Origin of the sequence: Kangiella sp. (genome assembly GCF_048265365.1) — a bacterium.
GTDB lineage: Bacteria > Pseudomonadota > Gammaproteobacteria > Enterobacterales > Kangiellaceae > Kangiella.
In genome coordinates this window covers 762,544-781,684 of record NZ_JBLXBT010000001.1, presented here as the reverse complement: position 1 = coordinate 781,684, position 19,141 = coordinate 762,544, and the positions used below count along the sequence as shown (strand labels likewise).

At 44.0% G+C, this 19,141-nt stretch carries 16 protein-coding genes; 5 read left to right on the top strand and 11 right to left on the bottom strand.

The features are described from left to right. Positions 1–53: 53 nt before the first annotated feature. The 5 genes from pilQ to ACN0VI_RS03705 are packed head-to-tail and all read right to left on the bottom strand — an operon-like array spanning position 54 to position 5,050. A complete protein-coding gene (pilQ, locus tag ACN0VI_RS03725; protein ID WP_417445821.1) occupies positions 54–2,213 on the bottom strand; it encodes a type IV pilus secretin PilQ in 2,160 nt (719 codons plus the stop codon). 11 nt (positions 2,214–2,224) lie between these two features. Then, on the bottom strand, positions 2,225–2,785 hold the full coding sequence (locus ACN0VI_RS03720; RefSeq protein WP_331893027.1) for a pilus assembly protein PilP: 561 nt from the start codon (positions 2,783–2,785) through the stop codon (positions 2,225–2,227). Further along, on the bottom strand, positions 2,782–3,411 hold the full coding sequence (locus ACN0VI_RS03715; RefSeq protein ID WP_331893026.1) for a type 4a pilus biogenesis protein PilO: 630 nt from the start codon (positions 3,409–3,411) through the stop codon (positions 2,782–2,784). Before ACN0VI_RS03715 ends, ACN0VI_RS03720 begins: the two co-directional genes overlap by 4 nt. Continuing rightward, a complete protein-coding gene (locus tag ACN0VI_RS03710) occupies positions 3,411–3,983 on the bottom strand; it encodes a PilN domain-containing protein (RefSeq protein ID WP_331893025.1) in 573 nt (190 codons plus the stop codon). The genes ACN0VI_RS03715 and ACN0VI_RS03710 overlap by 1 nt, the downstream gene beginning before the upstream one ends. Then, positions 3,983–5,050 (bottom strand): pilus assembly protein PilM, encoded by a 1,068-nt coding sequence (locus ACN0VI_RS03705; RefSeq protein ID WP_417445820.1) that lies wholly within the window; start codon positions 5,048–5,050, stop codon positions 3,983–3,985. Before ACN0VI_RS03705 ends, ACN0VI_RS03710 begins: the two co-directional genes overlap by 1 nt. A 277-nt stretch (positions 5,051–5,327) precedes the next feature. Between ACN0VI_RS03705 and ACN0VI_RS03700 the strand changes: the two genes are divergently transcribed. After that, entirely contained in the window at positions 5,328–7,934 is a 2,607-nt protein-coding gene (locus ACN0VI_RS03700; RefSeq protein WP_417445819.1) for a penicillin-binding protein 1A, read from the top strand. A gap of 104 nt (positions 7,935–8,038) precedes the next feature. Here ACN0VI_RS03700 and rpmE read toward each other — a convergent pair whose 3' ends face one another. The 6 genes from rpmE to ACN0VI_RS03670 form a co-directional block, all read right to left on the bottom strand. Continuing rightward, positions 8,039–8,248, bottom strand: coding sequence for a 50S ribosomal protein L31 (gene rpmE, locus ACN0VI_RS03695; RefSeq protein ID WP_331893022.1), 210 nt, complete (start codon positions 8,246–8,248; stop codon positions 8,039–8,041). A 143-nt stretch (positions 8,249–8,391) separates the two neighbouring features. Beyond that, a complete protein-coding gene (locus ACN0VI_RS03690) occupies positions 8,392–11,046 on the bottom strand; it encodes a carboxypeptidase regulatory-like domain-containing protein (protein ID WP_417445818.1) in 2,655 nt (884 codons plus the stop codon). An 8-nt stretch (positions 11,047–11,054) separates the two neighbouring features. Next, positions 11,055–11,909, bottom strand: coding sequence for a molecular chaperone (locus ACN0VI_RS03685; RefSeq protein ID WP_331893019.1), 855 nt, complete (start codon positions 11,907–11,909; stop codon positions 11,055–11,057). A 23-nt stretch (positions 11,910–11,932) separates the two neighbouring features. Beyond that, positions 11,933–12,544, bottom strand: coding sequence for a hypothetical protein (locus tag ACN0VI_RS03680; protein WP_331893017.1), 612 nt, complete (start codon positions 12,542–12,544; stop codon positions 11,933–11,935). Between the two features lie 52 nt (positions 12,545–12,596). Next, positions 12,597–13,127, bottom strand: coding sequence for a hypothetical protein (locus ACN0VI_RS03675; protein WP_331893015.1), 531 nt, complete (start codon positions 13,125–13,127; stop codon positions 12,597–12,599). A gap of 314 nt (positions 13,128–13,441) precedes the next feature. Continuing rightward, a complete protein-coding gene (locus ACN0VI_RS03670; protein ID WP_417445817.1) occupies positions 13,442–13,753 on the bottom strand; it encodes a hypothetical protein in 312 nt (103 codons plus the stop codon). Positions 13,754–13,991: 238 nt separating this feature from the next. Between ACN0VI_RS03670 and priA the strand changes: the two genes are divergently transcribed. The 4 genes from priA (at position 13,992) to hslU (ending at position 19,114) form a co-directional block, all read left to right on the top strand. Next, entirely contained in the window at positions 13,992–16,184 is a 2,193-nt protein-coding gene (gene priA, locus ACN0VI_RS03665; protein ID WP_417445816.1) for a primosomal protein N', read from the top strand. 227 nt (positions 16,185–16,411) lie between these two features. Then, a complete protein-coding gene (locus tag ACN0VI_RS03660; RefSeq protein ID WP_331893010.1) occupies positions 16,412–16,972 on the top strand; it encodes an SPOR domain-containing protein in 561 nt (186 codons plus the stop codon). A 183-nt stretch (positions 16,973–17,155) separates the two neighbouring features. Further along, complete coding sequence (gene hslV, locus ACN0VI_RS03655) at positions 17,156–17,695, top strand: ATP-dependent protease subunit HslV (RefSeq protein ID WP_015781269.1); 540 nt, start codon at positions 17,156–17,158, stop codon at positions 17,693–17,695. An 84-nt stretch (positions 17,696–17,779) separates the two neighbouring features. Beyond that, positions 17,780–19,114, top strand: coding sequence for an ATP-dependent protease ATPase subunit HslU (gene hslU / locus ACN0VI_RS03650; protein WP_331893008.1), 1,335 nt, complete (start codon positions 17,780–17,782; stop codon positions 19,112–19,114). Positions 19,115–19,141 lie beyond the last annotated feature (27 nt).

The following is a 19,141-nucleotide window of genomic DNA, read 5'->3' as shown; positions in this document are numbered from 1 at the left end:
AAAACCCAGGCGTGCGAATTATACCTGGGTTTTCAGTAATTGGGTACGAGGGATTAGTTTTTCAAGCCCTGCTCAATAATTTTTGGTGTTACGAAAATAAGCAGCTCTTGTTTAGTGTCCTCACGCTGAGTACTTCTGAATAGCCAACCCAACAATGGGATATCCCCTAACAAGGGTACTTTAGTCTCATCATAGGTTGTTCTATGCTGGAAAATCCCGCCTAGAACAATAGTCTCACCATTCTCAACTAATACCTGAGTTCCAACTTCCTGAGTATTAATTGCAGGAGCTGCCGCTACACCATCAAAAATCAATGAGTCGCCTCGAGTATCTTGGACAATTAACAGATCCAATATGACGTTGCCATCTGGAGTAATTTGAGGCGTTACTCGTAACTCAAGTACAGCTTCTTTAAATGAAATAGTTGTTTGGCTACCAGCACCGCCAGAGCTTTGTTGATAAGGAATCTCCTCACCAGCCTTAATATAAGCTTCTTTCTGATTTGCAGTGATCACCTTAGGGCTAGCAACAACTTCACCACGGTTCTCAGACTCCAACGCTGATAGCTCCATATCGACAATAATGCCATCTTGCAAGCGAGCAAATGACAACCCCAAAGAACCAGCAGGGTTGGCAATCGGCAGATTTACGTTGAGACCGTCTCGCTGCACTCTATCGCCAGAAACAGAGCCATTAATTCGACCAGCATCCACAATGTTACCTGAAACACCGACTTCGCCTGAGTTCATAGAGTCGCTAACACCGAAGCGAGCACCAAGATCACGTGCAAAGCCATCATCGGCTGTGACGATTCTTGCTTCAATCAATACTTGGCGAACAGGAATATCCAGTTGCCCCACTAAGCGGCGAACATCTTCTAACTTTGACGCAACATCCTGAACTAATATTGTATTAGTCCTTGAGTCAATAGATACAGAACCGCGCTCTGACATTACTCCTACCGCTTTACTATCGTCCGACCCACTTAAGCCTGCTTGCAAAATAGCAGCAATCTCAGAGGCTTTAGCATAATTGACCTGTATAAGCTCGCTACGAAGAGGGGCTAACTCTTCCTGTTGCTTATTTGCTTCAAGCTCTTGCTGTTCACGTTGGGCAATGACATCGGCAGGAGCAATCATCATGACATTACCTTCCTGACGCTTGCCTAAACCCTTCGATTTCAAAATAATGTCTAACGCTTGATCCCAAGGAACGTTGACCAGATTAAGTGCCATTGAGCCCTGAACATCGTCACTGATAACAATATTAATTCCAGCAAAGTCCCCTAGCGTGTGTAATATAGCCTTTAAATCCATATCTTGGAATTGTAGAGTTAAAGTTTCACCTGTATAGGTTGGCTTCTCACGCTCACGCTTTTCAATTTCTTGTTGGGTAAGTGGCTTTAATTCAATGGTATATTGATCATTTGCTTGATACGCCAGATACTCAAAGCTGTCATTCGCTCTGATCGCTAGTCTTACAGCATTGCCACGAGTCGATGTTTCAACGATTTGGGCAGGGGTGCCAAAATCGATAACATCAAGACGACGGACAAAGGCAGGGTCAATATCGGCCCCCACAAAGTCAGCAATAACGGTTCGGCCTTCTTGACGCAAATCTACCGACACATTCGGGTTACCAAGATTAACCAAAACACGACCTTCACCATCCACCCCTCGGCGGAAATCGATGCTTGAAATATCATAACCGGAACCCGAGCTAGTCTGACGACTTGGCGCTCCGCTCGATGAGTCAGACGAAGCGACATAGCCCTGGTCTAATGTCACAACAAAGTCAGAACCTTCAATCTGGCTATTATAAGCAACCAATTGCGAAAGGTTAATCACCACTCGTGTTCTATTCTCTGCCTGGATCGCTGTTACAGAGTTCACAGCACCGACACCAATGTCTTTAGTCTTAAAGTCCAAGCCAGAATCAACACCTACAAAATCCATAGAAATTCTCGCAGGATTTGCTGTTGTAAACTCCTGAGGCATAGGCGGGACATCTGAATAGGACATTCTCAGCTGCACCTTATCACCCGGCAGAACATTATAATTAATAGATTCAAGCTGACTGGCATTAACACCAAAGGATATGAGCATCGCAACAGCGAACACTGAACAGCTTTTCATAAATGTAGTAGTCTTTGTCAACATAGTCGATTTACCTAATTGTGACTTGTTTGTCCATAAATGGTTTGTATTATTCATAGTTCAGCCCCCTACTGCCCTAAGACAAGGTATTGTGTGCGAGCTTCCCAACACCCACGGCCATTGGGAACGATGGCTTCGATGGTAATTTGATTGCTATCAATCTTAGTGATGCGACCATCATCTAAGCCAAGATACTCACCTTCATGGACAGGTTGTATTACGCCTGCACTGTCACCACTTAAAATCTTAACCAGACCGCGGTGCTCTTTACTATTGGAAATCAGGCCCACATACTGCAATGCATCAAGACCAAATTTTTCTAACTCATGTTTGCGACGATTTGGATCTGGCTTAATATCTGAAACACAATCTGCATCAATTTGCAGAAGGCGACTTTCAAATTCAGGATCTAACCTTGCGAACGGACTACGCATATCCGTTGCCGAGTAAGTGAACGGCTCATATGGCTTTACTTCTGGCAACGGAGGTACGCTAGTTGGTGTGTCGTCCTTAATCTGTTGGACCTGTGCTTGAAGGCTGGATAAATCAGCATCTTCACAACCCGTAAGCATCCCCATCATCACTGACAATCCAATAAGGACTGTTAATTTGTTATTACGGTAACTCACTGCTGCTCATCCTCTGATTCATAACGATAAGTTTTGGCAAGTACACTGAAGCTTAAGCGCTCTGCCCCCCCTGAATCTGGTTGTGAACCTCCTCTACCACTTGCTATTGAACTTGCTGGTTCAATTTTAAAATCATGCAAGGTCACGATCCGAGGCAAACCAGAAACACGACTGACAAAATCTGAAATTTGATGATAACTACCAGTCGCTAAAATTTGGATTGGTTTTTCTATGTAAAACTCTTGCTTTACCTCATTTAAATACTTATGTGAAATCAACTCCACGCCAGCACCTGTTGCAGCATACGAGATCTCATCCAGAAGTCCCGGAATTTCTGTATTGCGAGGTAATTGCTGCAACAAACCTTTAAAGGTTTCTTGCATTTCAGCCATCTGATCGCGATATGCCTGTAAGTTGGCAGCTTTTTTGTACTTAGTCTTAAACTCTTCGAGCAACTGAGTCTCTTTATTTCGCTCAGAATCAAGCTGACTTACCTGACTGCTAGTATCAAAGTAGTAACCTAATCCTAAAACAACCAGCATTACAGCCACGATAACAAAAATTTTGCCTGGAAGTGGCCACGACCCAATATTACTAAAGTCTTGATATTGACTTAAATCAGCCATTATTGACCTCCTTCCTGTTGAACATTTTCTTCGCCTGGCACTTGTTGCTCAGCTTCCAACACAAAGTTTTGTGCAGGTATTCCTTTATTATCCTTATTCACATCTTTTAAAGATTTAGTATTCAATCTTTCAGCAGCATCCATTTGGCGCATTAACTCAGAAATACGAGGAGTAGTTTCAGCTTGCCCCGTGAAAATTAGATTTGTTCCTTTACGTTCCCAGGTAGTTAAATTAATCCCCTCTGGTACAACATGAACTAATTCATCAAACATACGAACTACTTCCGGGCGACTTTGTTGTAAGCCTTGAATTAAATCCATCCGCTTAATCAACTCTTCACGCTGCTTTTCAAGCTTGTTGATCTCCTGAATCTGACGATCTAACTGTCTTAATTCAGTTTGAAGAAACTCATTACGATTTTGTTGACCTTCTATTCTTGATGCCATTACGGTATGTACCAAGAACCAAATCAAGCCTGCCAAAATGACCATTAGCAGTAAAGTGATAATGAATTCTTTTTGTCTTTCCTGGCGCAAGTCCTCACGCCAATCGAGTAAGTTAATACGTGCCATTAGTCGAAACTCCTTAGTGCTAGTCCACAGCTAATCATCATTGCTGGAGCGTCTGCACTTAAAGCCTGAGTATTCACATGAGAAGATATCGACATTTCAGCAAAAGGATTAGCAACACGTGTCGGGGTTCCCAAATGCTCTTGAATCATGCCATCAAGACCATCGATTGAAGCACAGCCACCCGCCAAGATAATTTCGTTAACTGAGTTAAACTCACTTGCAGAGAAGAAGAACTGCAAAGCTCGACCCACTTGCTGAGTAATGATTTCAGCAAAAGGAATTAACACTTCAGTTTCATAATCGTCTGGCAAACTGCCTTGCTTCTTGGCCAAACCTGCTTCTTGATATGACAGGCCATAGCGACTTTGAATTTCTTCTGTTAGCTGGTTGCCACCGAACAACTGTTCACGGTTATAAATAACCTGACCGTTACGCAATACATTCAAACTGGTCATGGTTGCGCCGATATCAACAATCGCCACCACTGAGTTTTCAATATGGTCAACTGTTTTCTTTTTAGTTAATTGATATGCGCGCTCAATAGCGTACGCCTCAATATCAACTACCTTGGGTATTAAACCTGCTATTTCTAACGCATCAATGCGAGAATCAACGTTCACGCTTCGAGACGCAGCTAATAACACATCGACTTGGTTGTCATTGACATCTGAATCACCCAAAACCTCAAAATCAAGATTAACTTCTTCCAGCGGATAAGGAATATATTGGTCCGCTTCAACCTTGATGACATCTTCCATCTCTTGGTCAGTTAGGCCCTTCTCCATCTGGATAGAACGAGTGATTACCGCAGAGCCTGAAACGGCTACTGCAGCATATTTAGTGGTGGTGCGTGCTTTATCGACCGCTTTTTTGATCGCATTGCCCACAGCTTCAGTATCACGAATATCACGCTCAACAACCACGCCTTGTGGCAATGGCTCTACCGCATATCTATCAACTCTGTAGCGATTTCCCACTTTTCCAAGCTGGAGCACTTTGACAGCAGTCGAACTGATATCGATACCGATTACCGGTAATTGTTTCTTTTTGAATAACCCCAGAACCATAAATCCTATGCCTCATTCAGTTGGTTCAACATCTTCCCTATGCGTTATCTATCTTAGACTTGTCCCCAAAAATCGAATACTTTTTCAACACGAAAGTTAAACTTTTTTATTAACTAACGTCTCTAAGATACTATATTTACACTGATTTACAAAAAAATTCAGCCTTTTTTTTAGAAAAAGGTATACTGGTGCTCAATTATTTCCTGAGCTTTTACAGCCCACATTAAATATTTCTGAAAAAATGACCATCAATATATTGAAGAAATCAGCCTTTTTTGTGAGTCTACTCACAATATTTATGGTTTTAATCGTTCTTGGCGCTTACCTCTTTTCAGCGCCTCAAGTACCAGCGATTGACTCTTTAAAGAATGTAAAATTTCAGACTCCAATGCGCATTTATACCGCCGATGGAAAACTGATCGGTGAATATGGTGACGTCCGCCGAATTCCAGTCGAACTGGAACAGGTTCCCCTAGACTTTATTAATGCGCTAATTGCCACAGAAGATCAACGTTTTTTTGAACATAGTGGTGTTGATATTCAAGGCTTATTGCGGGTCCTTAAAGTCGCACTCTTTAGTGGTGAGTTTTCCGAAGGTGCCAGCACTTTAACTATGCAGACGGCGAGAAATATGTTTTTAACTCGCGATCAACGTCTGCAGAGAAAACTGGTGGAAATGTTCTTGGCCATCAAAATGGAAGAAGAGCTCAGCAAGGAAGAAATTCTTGAAATCTATGTAAATAAAGTTCATTTCAGCCATAGAGCCTACGGCTTGGGAGCTGCTGCACAAGTATATTACGGTAAAGAACTTACTGATTTAACCTTACCCGAAGCAGCCATGATGGCCGGACTGCTTAAAGGTGAGTCTGCCTATAATCCGATTTCAAATCCTGAAAGAGCCTTTCAGCGTCGTAATTTAGTTTTAAATCGTATGTTCAACGAGAACTATATAGATCAGGCAACCTACGAAGAGGCTATTTCAACCCCGCTAACCGCGACCAAACATACCGCCGATCTTGATTTAAATGCGCCATATGTTGCAGAAATGGCCCGCATTGAAGTCATCAACAAATTTGGCCGTGATGTTGCCTATAACCAGGGCCTGATTGTTAAAACAACCATTGACTCTCAGCAACAGAAAGTTGCCAAAAAAGCCTTGCGACAAGGGCTTATCGAGTATGACCACCGTCATGGTTACAAAGGTCCAGAGTTGGTGATAGAAGATTTTGATGTGGATGCCACCGACCAGCTGTTAACCCTGCTTGAAAGCACACCTACGGTTGGGCCTTTAATCCCTGCAGTGGTGCTAAATGTTGCTGACAAATCTATTGAAGTGCTAACCAAGGACAATCAAGTTCTGACTATCGAGTGGGCAGGTCTGGAATGGGCAGCAAAATTTATTAGCGACTCACGCATTGGTAATAAGCCAGAAAAGGCGGCAGATATCGTCAGCCCTGGCAGTGTCATTCGGGTTCTTCAGGTATCAGAAGAAGAGTGGCATTTAAGCCAGATCCCTGAGGCCTCTGCCGGCTTTGTCGCTCTTAATCCACATGATGGCTCTATCACGGCTCTTGTTGGTGGCTTTGATTTTTCCTCCAATAAATTCAACTTGGTAACACAAGCTCGTCGTCAACCTGGCTCCAACATCAAGCCCTTTATTTATGCTGCAGCCTTCTCAAAAGGCTTTACCGCGGCGAGTCTGGTTAACGATGCCCCTTATGTGCGGGTCAATGAGTCAATTGACGAAGTCTGGCGTCCGCAGAATGATAATCTAAAATATAATGGCCCTACGCGTTTACGAGTGGGATTAAAGCGTTCAATCAATACTATTTCAACCCGCTTGATTGACGCCATTGGTGCAGACTACACGGAACAGTTCCTTATTAAACTCGGCCTTCCAGATGAGCATATGGACCCCTACCAATCCTTAGCGTTGGGCACCGCCAGCTTTACTCCGCTGGAAATGGCTTCTGCTTACGCTGTTCTTGCCAATGGCGGTTATCAGGTTGACCCCTACTATATTCAAGAAATTGGTTCTTCGGTCGGTGATATTTTATACCAGGCTAGTCCGATGCTGGTGTGTGATGAATGTGAACAAATACGTATCGAGAATCAAATTCGTGAGCAAAGATTCTCACCTGAAATTCGTAATGAACCAGCCCTGCCCATGCCCGAAGATCGGATTGCCAAGCAAGTAGTTGACCCCAGAGATGCCTTCATTATTTACGACATGATGAAGGATGTTATTCATAGCGGTACCGCAACCACTCAATTAGTACGCCGCAACAGCTCGCTACTCAAGCGAAATGATCTTGCCGGTAAAACCGGAACGGCTAATGACTATAAAGATGCCTGGTTTTCCGGCTTTAACCGAGAAGTGGTTGCTAGCGCCTGGGTTGGCTTTTCCGATCACCGCCGTAGCCTAGGCCAGTATGAATACGGTGGCCGTGCAGCTTTACCTATCTGGGCAACCTTTATGGAGCAGGTTCTAGAGGGCACTCCATCAAAAGAAATGATACAACCACCGGGAGTTGTATCAACCAAAATTGACCCAACCACAGGCAAACTGGCAGCATTAGGCCAGAGCAATGGTATTTTTGAGTTTTTCCGTGATGATAATGTCCCGACCGAAGTTGCCTCACAAGATACTGAGGACTTTAATACTATCTACAATAGTAATCAGCAAGAACGGCAACCGATGGATGAACTGTTTGATGATGAGCTGATGCGCCTGATTGAAGATAGACAGGCCACTCCAGAAAACTCATCAACAGAAGAGCTGGAAAAACAGTTGGATGAAGAGTTGAACCAGCTATTGAATGAAGCTGAAGAGCAGCAAGAAGAGGACCAGGAAGAACCCGCAGACCCAGGTTCTATTTTCTAACCCTCATGTTTCTGAAGCATAAAATCCAAGCATAAAAAAAGGCACTCTAAAGTGCCTTTTTTACTGTCTTAGCTTTCTTATTAAACGATCAAGCAAGTATTTGCTTAGTTTAATTTACGGCTACCGAAACGCTTACGGAAACGATCTACACGGCCGCCTGAATCAACCATCTTCTGCTTACCAGTATAGAAAGGGTGGCAGGCTGAACATACGTCCAAGTTTACGTCTGAACCGGTTGAACCAACTTCAATAACATTACCGCAACTGCAAGTTGCAGTTACCGCTTTATAATCTGGGTGAATACCTTGTTTCATAATATAGATCTCTTGTTACGAGTCGCCATTCGGGCAACAGCCTTATTGCTGCGCCAAACACCACTCAAGAATTTAAAGAAGCGGGATCATACGCCTAGAGGCCCTTTAGATCAAGCCTTAACGCCGGTTAATTGACTCTTCGACTACTGTCTGGACAGCGACGGCGGCATCAGAATATCCAGCCCAAATAGGAAATCGCCATCAATAGTAAAGGTTCTCTCAGCCAGTGTTTGACCACCAATACCTACCACGCTAACCCTATAGTTGCCATTAGTAAGGCCATCAATCCGATAATAGCCAAATTGGTCGGTCAGAGTTTCGGTCATGATCTCATCTTTTTCATTAAATAGCGTCAACCTGACATTGGATAAAGCCAGACCATTTGCTGACTTCAGTTGCCCCATAGCGCTGTACTCAGATTTAACATTAAATTCAACATGAGTCACAGCAGATGGTGCCACTTTTATCACATGACTTGTCGAGTCAGGCACCATATCAATGGGCATAAACTCGCCATCCAACATGACTTTATATAAGCCAGGAGTAACGTAATCCAGATAGAAAGTACAGGCTTTTACTGGAACCTTATAAGCAGCGCCATTCAGTAATACACTAACATGCTCCAGCTGCGAACAATCACCATCTGTTGTCAAAGTACCGGCAATGGTTCCTGCTGTATTATAAGCAAGCCGATTATTGCTGGGCACAAAGCTACCTTTTGCTACCGTGAAGTCCATTGAAATTCTGGCAAAAGCTGATAGCCCGCCATCAAATTGAGGATCAGCATCACGCAGTCTCAAATCGAAATAAACACCCGGCATTAACTGTGTACGATACTCAGTGAAAACACCTACCCCATACTCATTGGAGTGATTTAACTCAAACCGAAATTGTTTATAATCTGTCCAATCTTTAGGATACCAATAAAAGCCTACCGCTTTTTCAATAATGGTATTTTCATCAGTCCGTTCCGCTATCGTATCTTTATACATGCGACCAGACATGTAACCATTTACATTTTCCGAAACATTCCACTCAAACCTTCCCGTCTGTTCTTCTGGTTTGTGCGTAATACGAAACCGCGCATCCTGAGATGGACGATAAAAAAGCTCCGTACGATAATCGCCATCAGAGTCTGGCCGCGTACCAATCGAGAAATTATAAGTAGGGCTATAAAAAATACCGGGCTTGACATAACTGACTTCATCGCCAGTTTCCTGATACCGTCCCAACAACTCTAAACGTAATGACGGATCGGGCGTGTAATAATAGTAACCATTAGCGGATGTGGTTTTCTCATCCTTGCCTTCATAAAAGTTAGCTTCTTCTTGTCGTACATAAGTGGCCAACCGCCAGTTTTTTCCAAAACCATCCAGTTCTAACTGAGTCGAAGTAGCATCATTTCTGTTTGCACTGCGCAAGGCGCCTACAAAATTATACCCTAATGACGATACTATCCCAGTGGTAGTAACTGATGTATCGTCCAGCAAATAGCCAGCCTCAACTGTGGTTCTATCCGTTATCCCGTAACGATACAAAAACATTCCCGCTTCACCCTGATTAACATAGTCAGGATCGAGCCAGTTGCCTTTACGACCAAGAGCCACACTGGTGACAACCTGGCCCTCGTTTAATAAATAATCCGAGCTGGCTCTGGTTTTTAATTGTCGCTCCAACTCCGAACGGTTAACCGGATCAAGTATGACAACTTCTATTTCATTAAATAAACTCGATTCAGTTCTAAACTCACCAAAGTCATAAGTACCATCCAGTCGCACAAAGGTTTCGCTAACCAGTTGATTATTAACATAGAGCTCAGCAATAGCTCCTGGCTCAGCAGTGCCTCGGATCCGTTGAACTGAGTTGCCTAGCTCGCGGAAGAAACTCGACTGAGAGATGTCTTGATAAGCGTTATAAGGAATCGACTGGTTACTGTAAAAGTATTGCCCACCGGTTACGGTAACCGCTGGAGAAATAACGGAAGGACTAATAGTTTGCTTACCTAACAACCACTGATGATTATCAGTTCGCTTAGTCCAGAAATAATCATCGAGCTTCCACTCATCATCATTTAATTTTTCAGCATCAACCAACCATGAACCTTCAAATGCAGAACCAGTTGCCACTAACTCACTTCGCTCAGTAAAAACATCAAACTCTAATGCTTCGTCATCCTTTTCAACCCCTAACACTTCATGCGACAAACGAACCTGACGCACGCTGAAAGGGTCGGGACCAAACTCGACCTCCAAGGACTCTGCGGGCGCTTCGCCTTTTTTTTGTTCTTCTTGCCAAGGAGGCAGAAATGTCACTGCATATTTGGCTGGGTCAAAACGTGCATTAACTTTTAAATATTCATTCAAAGTACCCAGCGAAGCCCACAGCTCACCATCAATGCGGTAGGTTACGCGTGAAGACATTTCGATCTCGCTGCCAGGCACACGAATGGTCAACACACCGTGCTCTAAAGTGTAGTTTGCTTGAATAACGGGAAATACTTCTTTGATAGGAACTAAATAGTCGCTTTCTGTTTGGACAATATCCAACACCAGAACTTCCTGATTATTGACTTCAAGCCCAACCAGAATTTTTCGAAACCCATAAGAGCGACCGCCTCCAGCACCTTGGCTTGAAGCGTCAAATAAAGCATTTTGCACGTCTACTGGACGATGAAGATCAAGAGGGTCTTTTGCTGAGTTTTCAATGAAGGAATCTTTTTGCGCTTGGGAATATGCCAGCAAAGGCACGCACAATAGCACACCTGACAAAATCAATTTTGTCCATAAAATCGTTTTCAAGGCTAAATTTATTCCCCAATGTTAATTCGGTATATCTCTTCAATAGCACGGTCGCCGATAGTAGCTTTAATGGCCACTACATAGGACTCATTTACAATTTCTTTAATCGGTACAGGTGAAGTAATCTGACGCCGAGTCCCAGCAAAAACAGGCTTCGCAGCCAACTTTCCGCCCGCCAATGCTTGCAAATTATCAACGCTCATTTTTTTTAAATCTAAGCGTTCAAGTAGCTCAGCATCAGTGCCGGCATCCGCTGCTTTCATCGCAATAAAGACACCTTCTGGACGAACGTAAGCATTTCCTTTATTGGCAATATCAAACACAAACTGCAATTTAATCGGGTCAAACTCCATACCAATCAACTCAGCATCGCGCTTCACTTCACCAAAGTAGGCATATATAGGCACGCCAACATTAAATTTGAAATTGATATCCTTGCCTTGGTCATTAAGCTGACGGAAAAAGATCATAGCTCGATGCTCACCGGCTTCAGGCTCTACTCGGGGGCGAACAGCTAAGCGCACTGTCTGCTGGCTCTTAGCTGGAATTGTTAAACGGACTGGATTAATGATCAACCACTGATCAAGGCTTTGCTCATTAGGCGGCAATGCTCGGTAATTATTATTATTATCGAAGTCCCAGTTTTGCACATTAACCTCAACTTCCATTGGCTTACTGCCTAAATTCAAAACCGTAATACTTTCTGTGGCTTTTTTCTCAGGAGAGATTTCGATGCGAGATGGAGAAATGGCCATCTTCGGCTCTAAATTCTGAGCGGCATTAACTTCTGTGGTAAACAATAAAGTTATAGCAATAAGAAGAGCTGTCTGTAATGTGCTTAATCTCAAAAACAAGGAATTCATATCAGGCTCACAGGGTTGGAAAACTATAAACAGTCTATCAGTGCTTGATTACCGTTCCAATTGTCATAAATGCTTACCGACAAATTCGAACTATAATTGCCTGACTCTTTAGCCTGGCTAACATCCACAGTAAGACGCACACGCCCTTCCGCGGAAAGTAACTTTCCACTTCCCTGCTTGTATTGCAAAGGCGTTATGATACTTTCAACGTTCGTCACCGTTAGACATGAATTCGGGCTACTGCAGATTCTGTTGTCTCCAATAGCTAACCCACTGAACTGGAACTCTGCAGTAAGGAATCCCTTGAAGCCGCCGCCACTACTGGAGGTAGCTCGCCAAACCCAATCGCTAGTATCGGTAGTCACAATACCATTGAAGCTAGTGTTAGTATCAGCAGCAATGTTGAGATCGATGGGAGTGCCAATGGTTATTTGACCCGTTTTTGCGGTATTAATCCCCACTGACTGAGAGGTATTGTTGTTACCCGTACCTGATAAATCACCCCGTCTTAGCTGAATAGACAAACGAGAAGACTCACACCTGGCAGTTTCCTGCTGGGCTGATTGAGCTACTTCAGTATTCAACAAGCCGAAAGCTGAAATAGTTGCTAAGACAAAAAAAGCCGAACAACTCATGCTCGGCTTTTTTGCACAGGCAAACATTTGAAATATACCTGCTAACTCGATATTAAGAGCCTACAACTGTGATAGTGTAGCTAGCTCTTACGCTGTCAGTAGTGATTTGTGACAAATCTAAGTCAAATGATACAGAACCAGTCTGTAACGATGCAGATGGCGTAGTAATTTGCTCAATAGCTAAATTGCCGACTGGTGCATCGCTGCCATTATCAGTAATGGTTGGTGCCAAAGATGTATAACCAAAGCTACGAACACCCCAGCTATTGTCTAAAGTAATTGTTGGGTTAGTACCCGCAGCATTATTGGTAAATGCCAGGTCAACTAAACCGTTGTTTAATACGCCTGATTGAGGTGCGGTATCAGCCACAGAACAATCATCCGTTGTACAGTTCGAATCAAGCAATGGACCAAACTGATCGGCAGTCATAGTCAAATCAATGTCTGTGTATCCATAAAGGATCACCACATTAGGTAGATCAATGTCTACATCGACATTAAGTGAAGCTGCGTTAGTCACTGGAGCAGCCATAAAAGCTGGTAACAAACCAAACGTTAAAGCAGTTCTTTTCAAATAGTTCATGGGAGAAACCTCTATCGAGTCGAATTTTGTGAACTGTATCACGGAAACCAACAAAAGATCGAGTCACATACGCATTACTTTTTGTATGAATTTTGTAGCGTCACTTTGATACATTTTGATACATTTCTGAAAAATCAAAATCTTAAGCACCACATGCCCAAGTCACATTTGACTTGCGAACTTGTTAAATATGAATGGCTTACAAAATATCCACTTGACAGGTTTTTACATAAAAAAACGGCCCGAAGAGGCCGTTAAATGTTATATACGATTATTACTGTTATAAGAATAATTCAGTATAACTCAGGTAGTAATCAGTCTTTGCTGAGATCAAACAGAGCTTTAATAGCCACCAATAATGCTGCTGCTCCGACAAAGTAACCAATGTTATGCATGATATCACCAATCGTTTGTCCAACCATTGGCAACGAATCTAATGAATAGGCTGACATCATGAATGCAATCGCTGCGATCAGGAATCGACGAGTTTCACCACTGGAAATATTCAAGAACCCCACGATCAAACCTAGCGCTGCTAGAACCCACGGAAACCATTCCACATTAATAAATGCACCAATGACCGCGATGACTAAACCTGCTAGAAAAGCTAAAGTACCGATTTTCATAGATTACCCCCATTTGTATTGATATTTTGATTGATATACATTTTGTATTTGCCTATATCTTGTATCTTTCGACATTGTTGTTAGCAAATCTTGTAACCATTGCTACATTAGCAGACTTTTTCTTGAACACAAGTCGTACCAGTACAAATGTTACTCACCATCTATAGCTCAGAAATTAGTGTTGCCTTCACAGTCCAGTCTTTCTATCCTTAGCCCAACTTCAACCAAGAATCATCTCATGCCCCAAGCCAAGCCTATACTTAAAGTCGCAGTGCCCACGCCTTTGCGTCGTAGTTTCGACTATCTTGTAGGGCAAACTGCCATTCCACCCATTGGAGCACGGGTGCGAGTTCCGTTTGGGCGCCAACAATTGGTCGGGGTGGTTATCGACCATGTTACAGAATCGACCACTCCTGCCAATAAGCTTAAACCCATCCTTGAAACCATAGATGCCCAACCTTTATTACCTTCTCACCTTTTCAAATTGCTACTGTGGGCTGCTGACTATTATCAGCATCCGATAGGCGACGTATTTAATACCTGTTTGCCTGGTTTACTGAATAAAGGCGAACCGGCCGTGTTAGAGCCCGAATACTATTGGCAGCTAACCGAGAAAGGCGAGCAGGCTTTTGACAAACTCAGCAACAATGCCGTTAAACAACATAAAATTCTTAACTGGGCCTTACAGCACCAGGGTATTATTAGCCCAGCACATCTTAATGAGCTGGAATTGATTCCCAGTGAACTTAAGCCGTTAACGGAAAAAGGTTGGTTCATTAAAAAAGAAGTGGAGCTTAACGCCAAGCCCTATACTCAGAGCAATCAGCCGCTGACCTTAAATCCAGAACAGCAAAGTGCCGTCAGTGCGATGCAACAGTCGATTGGTCAGTTTCACGGGTTTCTGTTAGATGGCGTGACCGGCAGCGGCAAGACAGAAGTTTATCTGCAACTGATTGAGCAGGTCTTAATAAAGAAGCAACAGGTACTGGTGCTGGTTCCAGAGATCGGGCTGACACCGCAAACCGTACAGCGCTTTCGACGTCGCTTTAATTGCGATATCGCCATGCTACATTCTGGCTTAACTGACAGACAACGCTTGAATATTTGGCTAAAGACGAAGCAAGGACTCACTTCGATCGTTATTGGCACACGCTCAGCTCTCTTTACGCCCTTTTCAAATCTGGGTTTAATCGTGGTCGATGAAGAGCATGATGTGTCTTATAAGCAACAAGACGGCTTCCGTTATTCTGCCCGTGACCTGGCGATTCTGCGCGCACGTGATGAGCAAGCGCCGATTGTGCTTGGTAGTGCAACCCCTTCAATGGAGTCGATGCACAATGTCAATCAGGGCAAACTAACCCATTTGACTTTGCGCAAGCGAGCAGCAGACGCTAAGCCGCCACATATTAAAGTTCTCGATATTCGCCAGCGTCATTTGGAGAACGGTTTATCGCAAGCTTTGCTTGACAACATGAAGCGGCACCTCGAAAACGGTAACCAATGCCTGGTCTTCCTTAATCGTCGAGGCTTTGCACCCAGTTTGATGTGCCACAACTGTGGCTGGATTGCCGATTGCCAGCGTTGCGACAAGCATATGACTTTGCATTTACAGCAAAAGCGCCTCCACTGCCATCACTGCGACAAGCAGGTTTTCATGCCAAAAAAATGCCCAGAGTGTGGTGAGCCCGAACTGTTCCCCATTGGTCTCGGAACCGAACGACTGGAGCAAGCTTTAATTAAAGCATTCCCCAATAAGAAGGTGGTTCGTATCGACCGAGACAGTACTCGTCGTAAGCAGGCCATGCAAGATTACGTCACCGCCATCAAGAATAATGAGGTCGATATTTTGGTCGGCACTCAAATGCTGGCCAAGGGACATCATTTCCCAAACTTGACCATGGTCGCAGTGGTGGATATCGACGGGTGCTTGTTCAGTGCTGACTTCCGGGCCACTGAACGCACCGCACAACTGCTGACTCAGGTTGCCGGACGCGCTGGTCGAGCCGACAAACCTGGAGAGGTGGTCATCCAGACCCATCATCCAGAGCACCCCTTATTACTCAATCTGTTCACTCAGGATTATCAGTCGCTGAGTCAACAAATCTTGTCCGAGCGCCAGGCTGGTCAATTGCCACCCTACACTTCTATGGCACTTTTTCGCGCCGAGGCCAGCACTCTGCAATACCCAATGGAGTTTTTAAACGAGGTTGCAAAACAATTAGGCCAAGTTCCCGGTCTTGATTGCTTTGGCCCATTTCCAGCACCAATGGCCAAACGTGCCGGGAAAATGCGTGCGCAACTATTATGTCAGGCCGAACAGCGCGGTTTGATACAGCGCGCAGTGAAGCCCGTCATTTCCATCATCGAACAATTACCCAGCGCACGGAAAGTTCGCTGGTCAATCGATATTGACCCACAGGATCCGTTTTAAAATAGTGAGTAGGTTAAATATTACAGTAGCACCGGCTCACACATTTCATATTGCCAGTTGGCTATCCACTGAATAGCCCTTACAATATCCGCCATTGATAATATTTCTCCTAACTGAGTTTAACTGTCACTTTAGGATATTTTACTTTCGTGCTTGCTGACTTTAATCAACAATCATTACCAAAGACCGTACTTTGTATTTCAAGTACACAATAAAAGAGTTTAAGAATGACCAAGGATTACGCCAAAAAACGTAAAACAGCACGCAAAAGCAACAAGCGTAGCTCACGTCAAAGCCAACCTTCCCGCAAGCCGATGTCGCCGATTCTTATCTTTGTTGGCGGCGTATTGCTTACTTTATTTGCCGTATTTTTGTGGGTACTGGTCAAAAAACCTGAAATCATAAAAGAAGTCCTCCCTGCCAAGGAAGATAGTCAAACCGTTAAAGCGGAAGATAAACCGCAAGAAGTGAAGGTCGAAGAATCCTCTTCAGAGCCCACCTTTACTTACCATGAAACTTTGACCAACAAAGAAATCAAAGTAGATGGTACACAAGCAGTGCAAACCACTAGCAATACGACCTATATCATGCAGTGCGGTGCATTTAGAACTAGCGAAGATGCGGAATCTTTAAAAGCTGAAATGGCTTTTATCGGCTTTCAGGCCAATGTTGAAGAAAAAGACGGCTGGTATCGGGTTCGCCTTGGCCCCTACAGCACCAAACGTGCCGCAGAAAGCGACCGCCATAAATTACAAGACAATAACTATCAGGACTGTCGCATCTGGTAACACAGGTTAATTTAATATAAATACTGCGCAGACCCTTTTCAAAGCTCACATACAAGCCCGACTGATTCGGGCTTTTTGTTACAATTTACCACCATCGCTGAACTGTAAATCTTCCTTGAATTTACTGCCTCAGACCCCATCTAGCCTCTATTGCCAAGAATAAGACAGAATCCGGAGACAATTTTGGAACAATATCGTGGAACAACTATTTTATCAGTGCGTCGAAATGGCACTGTAGTGATTGGTGGTGATGGCCAGGTTTCTCTGGGCAACACTATTATGAAAGGAAACGCACGCAAAGTACGCCGTTTATATAACGATCAGGTGATCGCAGGCTTTGCGGGCGGCACCGCCGATGCATTCACCTTATTTGAGCGTTTCGAAAAAAAGCTGGAAGCGCATGGTGGCAAACTGATGCGCGCAGCGGTGGAACTAGCCAAAGACTGGCGAACCGATCGAGCTTTGCGCCGCCTTGAGGCCTTGTTGGCAGTTGCAGATAAAGAGAACTCTCTCATCATTACCGGTAATGGTGATGTCATTCAGCCAGAAGATGATTTGATTGCTATTGGTTCAGGCGGTCCCTTTGCTCAGTCCGCAGCGAAGGCCTTAATGCAAAAAACGGATTTGAGCGCACGTGAAATTGTTGAGACCGGGCTTACCATCGCAGGCGATGTTTGCATCTACACCAATCATAATCAGACCATAGAAGAGCTGAGTTATTAATGGCTATTGCTATCCTTTGTTTAGCATTGAATCAACAGAATTAAAGCGTATTAAATATAGCGCATTAAAAAAGAGTATTTAATTATGTCTATGACACCTCGAGAAATTGTCCATGAACTGGATAAACACATCATTGGCCAGAAAGATGCCAAGCGCTCAGTCGCCATTGCTTTACGTAATCGCTGGCGCAGAATGCAGGTCGACGAAGATCTGCGTAACGAAATCACCCCTAAGAATATTTTAATGATTGGCCCAACCGGTGTTGGTAAAACTGAAATTGCCCGTCGCCTGGCCAAGCTTGCTAACGCACCTTTTATTAAAGTCGAAGCCACCAAGTTTACTGAAGTGGGTTATGTCGGCCGTGACGTTGAGTCAATTATCCGTGACCTGGTTGATGCGGCATTTAAAATGCTACGTGAACAGGAAATGGCTAAAGTGCAGAACCGCGCCCATGATGCAGCAGAGGAAAGAGTGTTGGATGCACTATTGCCTCCGCCACGCAAATCAAGCGACAGCCAATGGGATGAACAACCGCAGGCTCAAGACTCTTCCGCTCGCCAGATTTTCCGCAAGAAACTGCGTCAAGGCGAGCTTGATGATAAAGATATCGAAATTGATGTTGCCCAAATGGCGGTTGGCATCGATATCATGGCACCTCCCGGCATGGAAGACATGACCAGCCAGTTGCAATCCATGTTCCAGAGCATGTCACCGAGCAAAAGCAAACAGCGCAAACTGAAAGTGAAAGATGCGCTTAAAATGCTAACCGAAGAAGAAGCTGCCAAACTGATTGATCAAGAAGAATTAAAGATTAAAGCTGTGGAAGCGGTTGAACAGCATGGCATCGTCTTTCTTGATGAGATTGATAAGGTTGCCAAGCGTGGCGAACAGAATGATGGCGGTGTATCGCGCGAAGGCGTGCAACGCGACCTATTGCCGTTGGTTGAAGGCTGCACAGTCAACACTAAGTACGGCATGTTGAAAACTGACCATATACTCTTTATTGCGTCAGGCGCTTTCCATTTATCAAAGCCCTCTGACCTAATTCCTGAGTTGCAAGGTCGTTTACCCATTCGTGTTGAGTTGCGAGCTTTAACCCCGGATGACTTTAAGCGCATCCTTACTGAACCTGATGCTGCGCTAACTAAACAATATCAAGCGTTATTAGCTACTGAAGGAAAGACCATAGAGTTTGACGAAAGCGGCATCGAAAAAATTGCTGAATACGCTTTCCAGGTCAATGAGAGCACAGAAAATATTGGTGCTCGTCGTCTACACACGGTTATGGAGCGATTACTGGATGAAGTGTCATTCGATGCCAGTGAAGATGACCAGACTTTATTGATTGATGATGCTTATGTCACTAAACAGCTCTCTGAGCTGGCTGATGATGAAGACTTAAGTCGATTTATTTTATAATTCTAGCTCCCCCAATAAGCCCAGTTT